Raw genomic sequence first — 14,389 nt, forward strand, 5'->3', positions numbered from 1 at the left:
TTGTTTTATTAGAAATGCTTTTTACGCTATGAAAAGATTATTTTTTCTTGGACTGTTGGTGCTCTCAGTTTTCCTAACTACGATTTCTTGTTCCGAAGAACAGGATTTTGGTCAATTTGATGATTTAAGTGTTACCCCAACCCTTACATCCAGTATTTTTTATTTAGAATCCGACGAGGCATTCATCAATTCTGTAAACACTACAAACGTATTTTATTCCCAAATTTTCAATTTTGATGCTTTTACAGAACAATTTGTGGCAGAACGATTGTTGGAAGGGACAATATCCTATGAATTTGAAAACACTACCAGTAAAAGATTAAATATAGTCATAGAATTTTTGGATGAAGCAGGTAACGTATTGGATGTGGAAACTTTTGATGTTGATTCCCAGCCAACACTATCCTCCCGAGAAGTAGCCTATGGTCCTACTGGGAAAAGTCTGGATATTTTGATAAATACTTCAAATCTTAGGGTAACGGCAAGTAATTTGGGTGATACAACCAGTGTGTCATCTTCATCAGAACCAAAAATTACAATGGGCTCCGCCGCCGAATTTTTATTTCGATTAAAATGAGGTTGACCGTTCAGTTCCTTTTCACCATCCTTTTTGGGGTAGCTACAGTATGCTCCCAAAATAAGCAGTTGTTGTACGATTTTCATGAGATTCCGCAATCACTTATGGTTAACCCAGGAGTCAAAACTATGGAAAAGTGGCATACGGGAATCCCATTTATCTCTGGATTGGCGTTCCAAGCAGGGACAAGTGGCGTTACTGTAAATGACTTATTTGCCAATGATGGAATTGACTTTACCACCAAAGTACAAGAACGCGTTTTGGATGCAATGACCAAGGGCGATGATATTAGTACAACAAGTCAAATAGAAGGCTTTAATGTGGGGTTTAGAGGAAGAAACAGGCCAAATGATTATTATTCCTTTGGAATTTATGGAGAGACCGATATCATTGTGTATTGGCCGGAAGATTTGGCGATTTTGGCTTTTGAAGGGAATGGGGGAGCCAATATCGGGAGGTCTTTTGATTTAGGGCACCTTAATGTAAGAGGGGAAATGGTAAATGTTTTCCATTTTGGGGTAAATAGAAAAGTAAGTAATACATTAACAGTTGGGGCAAGGGCCAAATTGTATTCTAGCATATTTGAATTTAAATCAACAAAAAACTCAGGCACTTTTAGCACAACGGAAGGCTTGGATAACATTTATGCAAATACTATTGTTGCAGATATGGAACTCCAGACATCTGGAGTAGAAGGTATTTTGGACATTTTGGATGAAGACACTTCAACTACGCAAAAAGATTTAGCAAGCCTATTTGCCAAAAGGGTATTGTTGGGAGGTAATCTTGGTTTGGGGTTTGATGCCGGATTTTCCTATAAACTTAATCCGCAGACGACCATAGCGGGTAGTGTATTGGATGTGGGCTTTATATACCATTCCAAGGATATTAAAAATTACACATTAAATGGGAGTGCAACCAATGAGGGTATTGAAGTTGTTTTACCGGAAGATATCACCAATTTAGGTGTGGATTTATGGCAAGATTTGATTGATGAGATAGAAGAATCTGTTCCCTTTGATAACAATGATGATGGATTCATTTCCCTAAGACCAATAAAGGCTTATGGGTCCATACGATATGATTTTGGTTTAAGGGAGGCTTCAAATAAAGATTGTGGTTGTGGAATCAATGCAGGAGGTAGCGGTCAATATGAGGAGATGTACAGAAATAGTGTTGGCGGGCAATTGTATTTCATTAAAAGACCTCGTGGATTACAGGCGGCATTGACAGGTTTTTATCAAAAAAAACTGGGTAGGACATTCTCGTTAAAAACTACCTATACCGTAGATAAATATTCATTATCCAACATTGGTTTGGGGTTTAGTCTTCAAGCGGGCCCAGTAAATTTTTACATTTTGGGAGATAACCTCTTGTCTTATCAAAATATAGCGGATACCCATTACGCTTCTTTACAGTTTGGATTTAATATTATATCTTGGAACGATAATTGATTATCTTCCTAAAATGAAATCTAAACTTTTACTCTTAATACTATTTACAATAGGGTTTAACAGCATTACAAGTGCTCAGTTGAACGATTATAAATATATCATTGTGCCAAAGAAATTTGATGCCTATAAGACTGAGAACAAGCATTTGACAAGTACAAAGATTAAACATCTTTTTGTTCAAAAGGGATTCTCGGCCGTATATGATGACGCTTTACCTGAGGATTTAAGTAAAAATAGATGTTTGGGACTATTGGTGAATTTGGTAGACAATTCGAGTATGTTCAGTACAAAGACTACCCTTGTTTTGAAGGATTGCCAATCCTTGGAAGTTTTTAAGACGGTTGAGGGTAAAAGTAAGATCAAAGAGTTTAAGGCAGCGTATTCAGAAGCTATTGAAAAAGCATTTGTTTCAATTAAAGAATTACCATATCAGTATACTCCAAAAAAACAACCAATAAAGGCAGAGGAGCCCCTTACAGTAAGTTTTAAGAACGACGTAAAATCTATTGAGGAGAAACCAAAGAAAAGTAAGGTCGTTATACAAGAGGCAACTCAGGAAAACCAAAGTTTTAAGACTGTGGAGCCTGTAGCGTCAACAATTGAAAAGAAACAAGAAGTTATGGAATCCAAACCTATAACTTCAGATTTGTTATATGCACAACCAACTGAAAATGGGTATCAGCTTATAGATAGTACTCCAAAAGTTGTATTGAAATTAATATCTACTTCAATGGATAATGTATTTATGATTGGAGGGCATGGGGCAGGTAATGGATTGGTCTTCAAGAAAAACGACAAATGGTTTTTAGAGTCTACGGAAAACGGCGAAAAAAAGCTTACGGAATTGAACATTAAGTTCTAAAACCCGTACTTACTCTTCCATCTATTTTTTAAAAATTCTCTCATGGCATTTTCTCGTGGATTGTCACCCGGTCTGTAGAATGTAGTTCCTGATATTTCTTCAGGGAGAAATTCAAGCTCAACAAAATTGTTTTCATGGTCATGGGCATAGCCATACCCCTTTCCATATCCCAAGTCTTTCATCAATTTGGTAGGGGCATTTCTAATTGCGAGAGGAACGGACAAATCACCGGTCTCTCTTACTTTCTGCTGAGCTTCCTTAATGGCGGCATAGCTGGCATTACTTTTTTGGGAACTGGCTAGGTATGTAGCACATTGGCTTAAAATTATTCTGGCCTCCGGGTATCCAATTGTGTTTACTGCCTGAAAGGCAGAATTTGCCAGCACAAGGGCCGTTGGGTTTGCATTTCCAATATCTTCAGAGGCCAAGATGACCAATCTTCGGGCAATAAACTTAACATCTTCACCACCTTCAATCATTCGGGCTAGCCAATATACTGCCGCGTTTGGATCACTACCTCTAATAGACTTTATAAAAGCCGATATAATATCGTAATGTTGTTCTCCGGTCTTGTCATAAAGTACTGTGTTCTTCTGAACTTTACGTAAGACCATTTCATTGGTTATTGTTATTTTTTTACCAGCTTCAGAATTAACAATTAACTCAAAAATATTGAGAAGTTTCCTACCATCACCCCCAGATAGTCTTAACAATGCTTCGGTTTCCTTAAGAATTATTTTTTTTGACTTAATGATGTCATCAGAAGCTATGGCCCGACTCAAAAGAGCCTCTAAATCTTCTTTTTCAAAAGGATTGAGAACATAAACTTGGCATCTTGACAAAAGTGCAGGAATTACTTCAAAACTCGGATTTTCTGTGGTTGCCCCTATCAGTGTTACCCAGCCTTTTTCCACCGCACCCAACAATGAATCTTGTTGCGATTTGCTAAAACGATGAATCTCATCAATAAACAAAATGGGATTTTTTGCAGTAAACAGTCCTCCGCTCTGTTTTGCCTTTTCAATTACTTCCCGTACATCTTTAACGCCACTACTTATTGCGCTAAGGGTATAAAAAGGTCTTTGGCTTTCATTGGCTATTATATTGGCAAGTGTGGTTTTACCGGTTCCGGGAGGGCCCCATAGGATCAAGGATGGAATAATACCGTTTTTAATTTGATGGGTAAGTGAACCCTGTTCCCCAACCAAATGGTTTTGACTAATATATTCTTCCAATGTTCGGGGACGTATGCGTTCCGCAAGAGGTTCGTTCATGACAATAAAAGTAAAATAAATTTGCAGGATGTATTACCTTAAATAAAGAATGATTTGCTATAATTATGGTACGCCAAACATGACAATTTGTGTAAATTCACCTTAATGGTAAGTAAATTGCTCTTAAATAAGTATGTCAGAGAACAACCATTTTAAATTTTCAAATTGGATTTTATTCGGTCCCTTATTGGCCGTACTTTCTATTTGGACTGTCTTCTGGATCGAAGTTAAATTTGGGGTCAATTTTAATGAGTATGGAATTTACCCACGAAGGTTTTCCGGTTTGAAAGGAGTGTTGTTCAGTCCATTCATTCATGGGTCGGTTGAACACCTGTACAACAATACCATTCCGCTAGCTGTTTTGACCGCGTTTCTGATTTTCTTTTATAGAAGGGCAGCTTTACGGACCCTATTGTTAGGGGTTTTTGCTTCAGGTTTTTTAACATGGTTGATTGGAAGACCATCATATCATATAGGGGCTAGTGGCCTAATCTATGTTTTGGCCAGTTTTATTTTTTTTAAGGGTGTTTTTACCAAACATTTCAGATTGGTGGCACTTTCATTGATAGTTGTGTTTATATATGGCAGTATGCTATGGTATATTTTTCCAGTGAAGGATACTATTTCTTGGGAAGGTCACCTATCCGGATTTATTACCGGTTTTCTGTTAGCATTTATGACAAAGATCAAGGTTCCTGTAGAAAAAAAGTATGAATGGGAGAGGGAAGGTTATAATGAGGAGGAAGATCCTTTTTTAAAACATTTTGATGAAAACGGAAATTTTATTGAAGAACAAAATGATAAAGGTGATGATGTCCCCGTAAAGATTACATATCATTTCAAGGAAAAGGAAAAGGACGATGAATAATTACTATTTTGTACGTTGCCTAACCACTTCATAAAGAAAGACCCCGCAGGCCACGGATACATTTAACGAGCCTATTTCACCTAGTAGGGGAAGTTTTGCTTTATGGTCAACAAGCCCTAGAATAGATGCCGAAATACCTCTATCCTCCGCTCCCATGACAATGGCACAGGGTTGATTAAAATTCACGGTATATATTTCTTCTTCTGATTTTTCTGTAGCGGCAACAATACTAATTCCTGAGGATTGTAGATAAAATATGGCATCCTTAAGATGGTCCACTTTTGTTATTGGTACCTTAAATGCAGCTCCAGCTGAGGTTTTTATCGTATCCTCGGTAATTGGCGCTGCACCACTTTTAGGTATGATTATACCATTAACACCACAACACTCTGCTGTTCGTATGATGGCACCAAAATTCCGAACATCAGATACTTGGTCCAAAAGCAAAAAGAACGGATTTTTTTCTTTTTCAAGAATACCTTCAACCAAGTTTTCAAAATTATGGAAAGGTACAGGGGAAATATTGGCAACCGCACCTTGATGATTGTTTTTGGTCAACCTGTTCAACTTTTCAACAGGCACATAGGAACTGCTTATTCCTTTTTTCCGAATTACAGCTTCCAATTCCTTGAACAATTCACCACCAATACCTTTTTGGAGAAATATTTTGTTGATAGGTTGTTCGGCATTAATTGCTTCCAATATAGCTCGAATACCGTAGACCTGATTTTTATGATCCATTAACAAGGGTTTATCACTTTTTATTTAATCCATAACGGTAAACCAACTTTTTAAGGAAACCGGTTTTCCACTATAGGTAAATCCTTCCAGTGAGATTTCAAAAATACCTTGTAAATCCGAGGTAAAAAATTCAATTTCATTCTTTTTACCACTAAAACTAAAATCTGGATACCATAAAAGTTGATACCTAAAGTCAGGGATGGAGTTATTTTTTTCAGTTTCGTTAGTGTAATTCGGGGAGAAATATTTTTTTCTTTTTTGGGGAACTGAAAGTGTATGTCGCAGGTCATCCGAGTACGTCTTGATAGAGGTGGCATCTTTCATATCCTTGGTTTCAATAAGAATAGCACCCTTATAATATGCGCCATTGTTAATGAAGTTTGAAGTAAAAACCTGAACTTTCTCAATTTCCCGCGCATCCAATTGGCCTAATTTGGAATGCTCATCAATTAATAAACCATCCAACAGCATAACTGAGGGTAAGGCATTAAAAAGTACGTTGTCGGGTGTTCTAACAGAATAGCTGTCTTCACCATTAATTCTTTTTATCCCGATATCTGGGATAACTTCTTGTACCGTTTGTCTGAAAGTTGGAAATCTAGTGTAATCACTTAAATTATAAGTGACCAGATATTCATCATCAAAAAACAACTTAGGTTTTTGAATGGAAATTGAATCTGGTTTTACAGCAGAGAAGGCATTTTCAATTTGATTGTGTATGCTTTTGTCCAATATTTTGGTTCTTAACGTACTATCTATCTTTAAATTGAAGAATTCAATTTTTGAATAGTCATTTTTTTCCTTGTCCATAACCTTTACCGAATGATTTGAGTTATCAAGAGGCCTTAGCGAAACGGACGTTTGATCATAAGGTTGTGCTATGTTAAAATAAAACTTCCCTTGTTCATTTGTAGAGGCAACGGTATAAAGTGTTTCTTGCCCCAAAGCAGAAAGGATTACACGGGTATTTTTAATAGGTTTTAATGTTTCTTTGTCCAATACCTTTCCCATAACTAGTTCGCCACGCAGTTCTGGCAAGAAACTTGAGTTAAGCAAGCTATTTTCTTCGGGAATTGTTCTGTAAAAACTATTAAACTCATCTGCCCCAATACTTCTGGCGGCTTCAGTGGGTTGTTTTTGCTTTATTGAGATGGAATATGATCCTTTTTTCACATCATCCGTAGCGGCTTCAATTAATAAAGAGGCCATACTTCTAGTTGAGTAGTTATCGCTATCGACAGAAAGCTTTAAAAATTCGAACTTATTTTTATTATCATACGCCATACTATTTTCAGCAATTGTATCGGCATCAGTTTTTAGAATTTCTTTCTGATCATTGGTGTAAGGGTTAATGATTGAAATATCCTGTTGAAAGAAAATAGACACTCCCAGGTTTTTCATCCATTGCGTATAGGCGATTAATTTATAGTTTCCCGAGGACAAGGATTGGTTGATGAAAAAATCTCCATGAGCCAGTCCTTTATCAAGAAAAAGCTTATGGTGAAAAATTAGTTCCTGTTCCTCATTTATCAATTCTACATATACCACTTTGCTAAGATTGCTCAAATTTTTGGTGTCCAATCTTTGAACATAGCACTTGTAATACAGATAATCACCAGGAAATAGCAGGGTAGCACTAGTGTGAACATAAGTTCTTTCATTGGGGATTGTAGTTTCAGTTTGACCAAGTACTGAGTTCGTTGCGGCAATAATGCTGCAGAAAATAAAAAGTAATATTGCTTTATGTTTAAACATTTGATTTTTGGTCATTTTATTCTTATTCAATCCAAAATTCTGGAACTTCATTGCTTCCAATGACTGTACAATCACCGCAGATTCGTGGAACCATTTGAAAAGGCCCTTCTCCTTGTGGTGTAACGCCGCCCATACCAACATTATCATTAAAAAATTCCAATGAATTGTTTTGTATTGCTTGAATCAATGCTGAATTTCCAAAACGGTCTGCATCCAGCGTGGGTGTTAAAATTTGTTCACAACCTACTATGTAGGCGGGCGTTCCAATATCATCAAAAAAATCTTCAAAGTTGAAAAAAAGTCGCTTTGTGGAAACTGAAGAAACATCAAAATAACCCGTAACACTCTTGGATGTTTCCTGGTCAGGAAAAACATTTCCAATCAAGAACCCAGGCTGACTTTGGGACAACAGGTTTCCTTGACTTGAAAGCTCCCGTAATTTTTCATAAAACTGAAAGGCCTGTTCTGTCTGAACAATTTGTTTTACCAATATGCTATAGCGGTGTGCGATTATGAAATCTGATTTTTCAATAAACCTAATGGGCAATTCAGAGACACGATCTTCGTTAAGAGTGGTGGTTGAAAACAAAATACTTGTGCTTGACGCATTGTTTCCGTAACATATTAATTCTTCCTGTGGTCTTAAACGAATATCAACTGATGGCGGGTTTTCCGAAACAACAAAAGCTTCGAACTGATTCCATTGGGGTGCAATTATCTTATAAGTTTCTTCATAAGAATATCGATAAAACTTAGACTGGCCAGTGGCATCAAAACTGTTTACAAAGATTTCAATTCCCTCTATACCATCGTCATTTGTTATTTTTCTGGCTATTACATCATCAATAACGGCAGAGGAGGGGAGATTTTCTTGATTGGAAGTATAACTATCCCCATCTCTTGTAGTGATTGACAATTGATAACTGCTTGTTGGTAATGCCGCGAATTCAAATTCAGATTCATAAATACCTGGTTGAGTCTCGAGGAATCTTAGTGTGTTATTTGAATCTTGGGTGACAATTACTTCAGCTCCTTCTTCCCAAATAGGCTCCGTACTTCCCAAAATTCCAGTTCTACTAAGAGAAATGACCTGCGTTTTTTCTTCATTGGTCAATGTTGCCTCAACAATAAGAACATCGTCAAAAGTCTGTGGTGATATTTCAAAGGGTTCTACACAGCCAGAAATAACGATTAAAGATAATGCGATAGCAAAGAATATCTTTTTTTTGATCCTAAACATGTATCCTGATTTTTTCATACTTAGAATTTAAGATTATAGGTTAGGGATGGGACCGGAATATTGAAAACAGAACTTTGGAAGGCTTTTACCTCTCCATCTTGTGTAACAAAAAACACGGAGTATGGATTATTTCTTCCAAGGACATTGTAAATGGAAAAACTCCAAAAACTATGTGCTAACTTCTTTTTTTTATGATTGCCTTCAAGATTGAACCCTATATCCAAACGATAATAGTCGGGGATTCTAAACTTGTTTCTTTGACTATACAAAACCTGTTGTTCTCCATTGAAAAAGAAGGTTCCTGTAGGAAAAGTTACTGGTCTACCGGTTTGATATGTGAAATTGGTGGAAAAACTCAATCGCTTTGTGATATTGTAATTCGATACCAAGCTTATGTCATGGGGTTTGTCAAAATTTGCTGGAAAAAACTCGCCATTACTCACCTGTTCCTCTGGAAAATCGCTTCTTAATTGAAAGAAGGATCTTGAATAGGTATACCCAAGCCATCCAGTTAGCGCACCTCTATTCTTTTTCAACAAGAATTCAACCCCATATGATTTTCCTTTTCCCTGAAGTGTTTCTTGTTCAATAACTTCATTTAATAGCAGTTGGGCACCTACTTTAAAATCTAAAATGTTGTTTTGGGTTTTGTAGAACCCTTCTATGCTGGTTTCATAGGTATTGTCTCCAAAGAATTTGTATAATCCCGCAGAAAATAAGGAAGCTCTTTGTGGTTCTATATTTATATCTGAAAGTTTCCAGGTATCTATGGGAGATACAGTTGTATTGTTTGATAGCGAATGAATGTATTGGGTAGAACTACTATAGCTAGCTTTGGCCGAAAAATCTGGTTTAATATAATATCGTGCACCTACTCTTACTTCCGGAAAGGAATAGGTCTTAAATAAGTCTCCACTATCAAAACTTTGGGTTTCTAATAAAGATGTTTCGTTTCTGGGCTGGTTTTCGGCATAAATTCGTTGTTCCGATGGTCCGATAGCATTAAAAATTGAATACCGTAAACCTAAATCCAATTGCAGCTTTTCTGAAACTTTTATATTATCGGCGATAAAAATGGCGGACTCCAAGCCTTTCTCTTCGGACAGCGAAAATTCCTCAACTTGACTTAGCTCACTTTTTCCATCTATGGTTCCCGGGCTTAGTTCATATAACTTACTCGATATCCCATAGGTGAAGGAATGATTTGTATTAGCAGCATATCGCATCTTAAGCTTCAGTTGCGTTTCCTTGATATTGAAGTTGTAGTTGAAGTCTATTTGTGGTCTACCATCATAATCGATTTCAAAAAAGTAATCGCTTCTAGAAAGTTTTAAACTTCCCTGGTGCTTTTCATTCAATTTATGGTTCCATTGCATTGAAACAAGCTTATTTTCATAAGCATAAAGGGAATCTTGGGTTATACTAAAGGCATCTTTGCTATAATATGCCATAGCTTCAACATTGTTTTTTGAGTTGAGCTCATGTTGGTATTTGGCAATCAAATCATAGAAAAAAGCACTTCTTCCTTGTAAATCTTCATTGTCCAAAGCTCCCAATATCCAATCTGAATATGTGCCTCGGCCAGCTACCATCAAAGCTGCCTTTTCCTTTACAATGGGAATTTCCAACTTTAAATTACCAGTAACGGGGCCTATGGAAGCTTCACCAGATATTTTTTCAGTATTACTATCTATTGTATTGATATTGAATACGGATGAAAGCCTTCCGCCAAATTCTGCGGGGATATTTCCTTTATAAATATCAATGGATTTGACCGTATACGGGTTTAAAGCTTGAAAGATTCCAAAGAAATGCGAGGAGTTATAAAGAACCGAGTTATCTAAAAGAATAAGGTTTTGGTCAGTCTTTCCTCCCCTCACGTTAAATCCTGCAGAGCCTTCACCAGCAGTTGTGATTCCTGGAAGGGTTGTTGCAATTTTTAGTAGATCACGTTCTCCCAAAACAACCGGTATTGTCTTGGACTCTTCAGATTCTATAGTGTTTTTACCGGTAGTGGTTCCGTCTATGACCTGTCTGCTGTTTGCACTTATAATTACTTCATCCAATTGCTCAACACTCTCCTTTAATGTTATATCAAGAACACCATCGCTATAGACTACAACTGGTTGCTCCATACGTTCAAGCCCTAGAGCATCAGTAAAAATTATGTTTTGGCCATAAGGTAATTCGAGACTATAGTACCCCTGGTTGTTGGTGAGGGTGTTTTTGTTCTTGTCCGTACTTACAACAACATTGGGAAGGGGGCTTCCGCTAAGCTCATTTTTAACATAACCAGATATTGTAAATTCTGAATTGGTAGCACCTGCATTTTGTTTTCCTATTCTTACGGTTTTTCTTCTCCTTCTTTCAGGGGCCTTTTGGTTATCCAATACAACAGAAATTGATGAAGCCTCATTGGTATCAGAAGATTCTGTGGTCACCTCTTTTATAGCTGGAAAAAAGTCATCCGGCAAATAATCGTGAATAAGCCTTCCTTGTGTGAGATACACGTTTCCATTACCATATTCTATAAAATGCAAGTTGGTATCTGCGAGTACATCCTCTAAAACACTTTGTATTGTGCTATTCCCATACGATTTGTAAATAGGGGTGTTATCCAACCATTCAGCTAAATAATAAAACTTAAAACCCGTAGAAGCTTCAATTTTATTGAGCAATTGTTCTTTTGTCTCACCTTGGGCTTCAATGGAGAAAGTTGTTGTCTTTATCTGTGCATAAGAGACACCGTAAAAAAATAGAATAGCAAAAAGATTGGTACAACATCTAAACATTTATTCTACAGATTTAGGATTTAAAATAGTTGAGTGCCAATCTTTTAGTACAGCTATTATAATAGCATCTTTTGACATTTTTTTTGACTTATTACGCTGGAAAAGGATATTTAAGGTGTTTTTGTCATCTGGGAAAAATGCAATAAGTTGTTTCTTGGATTTTATCTCTTCCAATCGACCGTTCGACAAAATAAAAAGAGTTGTGTCCAGCACATATTCGTTGTAGAGAACGTTTCTATTTTTTAATCTTTCCTTTTCTTTTTTGACGTAACTTTTAAACAAAGAGAATGATGGGTTTTTCAGGATAATTTGAAAGAATTTTTTTTCCATTTCCATACCCTCCAATCTTTCAAAATGAAAGTTTCCAATTGAAAAATCGGAAATAAATTCTTTGAATAGCGTAATTCCTAATAGATTTAGTTTTTTATCTGGGAGTATTTGAATGTCATTCCTAACAATGTCATATCTGATTTGAAGATCAAGATAAGGCTGGCCTTTGTATGTTACCGAAGCATTTTGGTAGTCCAAATATGCAAAGAAGGGATGATTTTCCTCATTTATATTTGGATAAGGTGTATTTGGTTTGCCAAAATAAATTCCGGAGTTTTGATAATCAATTATATTATCAAATTGTTTAAGGATTGATGTAATATCTGAGGATTGGGCTCCTACTTGATATGTTGAAAGAGCGCAAAGGATGTAAATAAAAGGAAAAGAAACGCTAAGCTTTCTTTTTATTGATGACATACACAAGAAGTTTGAAAGTATACATTTGGCAAAATTGTTATTAAGGCCTGTTTTTATTTTAATCCAATAGAATGGCTTGATAGTTTGGCGGAAAACATATTTTGATGTTTTTACCGTCTTTCCTAGAAATTCTCAATTTTCCAGTAGTCAAAAGTTCTGCACCATTAAGAATGTTATATTGACCGGATTTAGTTAATTTCCTACCCAAGGCTGTTCCAATTGTGATTTGGTTGGAATTTTCTTTTGCTTGTTTACCCTCTAATTCAAAAAAGACCATTGTTTTATTTGGAAGGTAATTTCCAAGTTGAAAGCTATCTATATTGTTAACATGGGTAAACTTTAGGTCATCTATTTGTAATGTATCAGATTTTGTAAAGTCAAACGGAGGTGTAAACTGAATACCAATGGTATCTGCTTTATGGCATGGTTTTTCTGTTTTGATACAAGAAGCGACAAGACTTAAGAATACCAATGAAACAAAAATGAATTTAATTCTCATAGTTAAAAAAAGCCGCTGGTTAAAGCGGCTTTTCGTATTTAGTTAAATGAACTTTAAGTGATTTAAATTAATAAACCAGATTAATGTTTCTCCAATCATTGGAACCACTTGCAGTACCTACTTCGCCAGCTGCTGCAGGACCACCAAAAGTATAGATTTCATCTTGGGTAATTTCCAATTCTGAAGCTGGAACTGGGTACATAGTAAGTGTACCTGCTTGAAGCATGTCATGTCTACGCATAAAAGTCCATGGTACTATTATACCTGATGCCAAATCCAATTCAATAGAAACTTCATATAAAAGTGCATTAAGAACGTTAGGGCCAGCAGCAGTTGTACTCTGCATACCTACTGACATACGCGGTGAAGCATCCAACGCAGTTACTGCTGCACCATAGTTTCCTTGACGGTAGTAACATTCTGCCTTGATATAATCAATCTCTGCTTTAGGGAAAATATTCACAGGAATACCTGTTTGATTTTGATCGTTATCATTAAAGAACTTAATGGTTCTATAACTGGAAAATAATTGTCTTCCCCTTGATTCTCTGAGGAATCCAAAGTTCTCAGCAACATACTCATAATACAAATCCAGTCTTGGATCGTCCGAAGTTGCAGCTGGAAGAATAATAGACGCATCCGTTGGATAATCTGTATCGTATGATGGATCAAATAAATGAGTGATTTTTTGATCTGTTGGCATATAACCAGCACCATCACCTAAAAGAAACAATGACCAATCTTGAAAGTTGTTAAAAAATACAGTTTCAAGAGCTGGTGGAAAAAAGTCTTCTGTTAAACCAGCGTTGGCATATGTCAAGATTTGATTGTAGTCCAAAGACTGAGCTTCAGCGTCTGTTCTTGCAACCCCAATTGCAAATCTAGCCATATAGCTATTTGCCAATTGAGTAAAAGTAGCTGCATCCAAAGATGGTCCAGAGGCATACAAGGTATACTCAAAAGAACCAGAAGCCAACCCAATTGCAGTAGTAATATTTGCAAGCGAAGCATCCAATAATTCTTGATACGTAGAAAATTCCAAAGCATTTGGATCTGTATCCGGATCAACAATATAGGCTTTGTCATATATTAAAGCCAAGTAACCTTGGGCGACACCTTTATCAAAGTAGGCTGCTGCCAGTTCTTGTTCAGTTACATCAGAGCCACTAACGATTACTTCACCACCATCATTTTCGATATTATTAATTACAATGTTGGCATTGTTGATTACACCATTGAAGTCGACCCATGGAAGACCAGCTTGGTAAATTAAATCATCGTTAGAGGTTGTGTTTAAAACCTGTCTTCTTGGCTGGTCACAATAATCCCAAAACCCTCTAAATGCATTGGTCGTAGAAAATTGATCGGCTGCACCTCTAAAATAAATACCTGAAAAGCTAACTTGAGCTGTCAACATTGTGGTATGGTTAGAGATGTTAAAGTTTTGGAAATCCGCTGCATTGGCTAAAACCCTAGCAGCATCTGCTTGATTGGGGTTTCCAATGTTGAATTCCTCTTGCGAACACGACATTACCAATAATGCCGTTACTAAATAAATTACTTTTCTCATTGCTTTTTTT

12 protein-coding genes are annotated in these 14,389 nt (G+C 36.5%); 4 read left to right on the plus strand and 8 right to left on the minus strand.

Annotated elements, in window-relative coordinates; genetic code table 11:
- Positions 1–28: 28 nt before the first annotated feature.
- From AAY42_RS15985 to AAY42_RS15995, 3 genes are read left to right on the plus strand one after another with little or no spacing between them, the layout of a single operon-like run.
- Complete coding sequence (locus AAY42_RS15985; RefSeq protein WP_055397011.1) at positions 29–577, plus strand: hypothetical protein; 549 nt, start codon at positions 29–31, stop codon at positions 575–577.
- Complete coding sequence (locus AAY42_RS15990; RefSeq protein WP_055397013.1) at positions 574–2,031, plus strand: DUF5723 family protein; 1,458 nt, start codon at positions 574–576, stop codon at positions 2,029–2,031. The genes AAY42_RS15985 and AAY42_RS15990 overlap by 4 nt, the downstream gene beginning before the upstream one ends.
- A gap of 13 nt (positions 2,032–2,044) precedes the next feature.
- Positions 2,045–2,893, plus strand: coding sequence for a hypothetical protein (locus AAY42_RS15995; protein WP_139063751.1), 849 nt, complete (start codon positions 2,045–2,047; stop codon positions 2,891–2,893).
- Here AAY42_RS15995 and AAY42_RS16000 read toward each other — a convergent pair.
- Entirely contained in the window at positions 2,890–4,167 is a 1,278-nt protein-coding gene (locus AAY42_RS16000) for a replication-associated recombination protein A (protein ID WP_055397017.1), read from the minus strand. The two genes, AAY42_RS15995 and AAY42_RS16000, sit on opposite strands and share 4 nt — an antisense overlap.
- A 133-nt stretch (positions 4,168–4,300) precedes the next feature.
- On the opposite strand from AAY42_RS16000, the gene AAY42_RS16005 reads away from it, so the two are divergent.
- Positions 4,301–5,035 carry a rhomboid family intramembrane serine protease gene (locus tag AAY42_RS16005; RefSeq protein WP_055397019.1) on the plus strand — a complete coding sequence of 245 codons (735 nt, stop codon included), beginning with the start codon at positions 4,301–4,303 and terminating at the stop codon, positions 5,033–5,035.
- A 3-nt stretch (positions 5,036–5,038) separates the two neighbouring features.
- Here the strand turns inward: AAY42_RS16005 and rlmB are convergent, their stop codons facing one another.
- The 7 genes from rlmB to AAY42_RS16040 form a co-directional block, all read right to left on the minus strand.
- Positions 5,039–5,776 carry a 23S rRNA (guanosine(2251)-2'-O)-methyltransferase RlmB gene (rlmB, locus tag AAY42_RS16010; protein ID WP_055397021.1) on the minus strand — a complete coding sequence of 246 codons (738 nt, stop codon included), beginning with the start codon at positions 5,774–5,776 and terminating at the stop codon, positions 5,039–5,041.
- Between the two features lie 24 nt (positions 5,777–5,800).
- Positions 5,801–7,531, minus strand: a complete 1,731-nt coding sequence (locus tag AAY42_RS16015; RefSeq protein ID WP_175288778.1) for a hypothetical protein — start codon at positions 7,529–7,531, stop codon at positions 5,801–5,803.
- A 22-nt stretch (positions 7,532–7,553) separates the two neighbouring features.
- The gene (locus AAY42_RS16020) at positions 7,554–8,789 is read right to left on the minus strand and encodes a DUF4249 domain-containing protein (protein WP_055397025.1); all 1,236 of its coding nucleotides are present in this window, start codon (positions 8,787–8,789) and stop codon (positions 7,554–7,556) included.
- A gap of 2 nt (positions 8,790–8,791) precedes the next feature.
- On the minus strand, positions 8,792–11,563 hold the full coding sequence (locus AAY42_RS16025) for a TonB-dependent receptor (protein WP_055397027.1): 2,772 nt from the start codon (positions 11,561–11,563) through the stop codon (positions 8,792–8,794).
- On the minus strand, positions 11,564–12,310 hold the full coding sequence (locus AAY42_RS16030; protein ID WP_055397029.1) for a hypothetical protein: 747 nt from the start codon (positions 12,308–12,310) through the stop codon (positions 11,564–11,566).
- Between the two features lie 58 nt (positions 12,311–12,368).
- Positions 12,369–12,809, minus strand: a complete 441-nt coding sequence (locus AAY42_RS16035) for a hypothetical protein (protein WP_055397031.1) — start codon at positions 12,807–12,809, stop codon at positions 12,369–12,371.
- A gap of 67 nt (positions 12,810–12,876) precedes the next feature.
- Positions 12,877–14,379 (minus strand): RagB/SusD family nutrient uptake outer membrane protein, encoded by a 1,503-nt coding sequence (locus AAY42_RS16040; RefSeq protein ID WP_055397033.1) that lies wholly within the window; start codon positions 14,377–14,379, stop codon positions 12,877–12,879.
- Positions 14,380–14,389: the final 10 nt, after the last annotated feature.

The sequence above is a fragment of the Flagellimonas eckloniae genome (assembly GCF_001413955.1).
GTDB lineage: Bacteria > Bacteroidota > Bacteroidia > Flavobacteriales > Flavobacteriaceae > Flagellimonas > Flagellimonas eckloniae.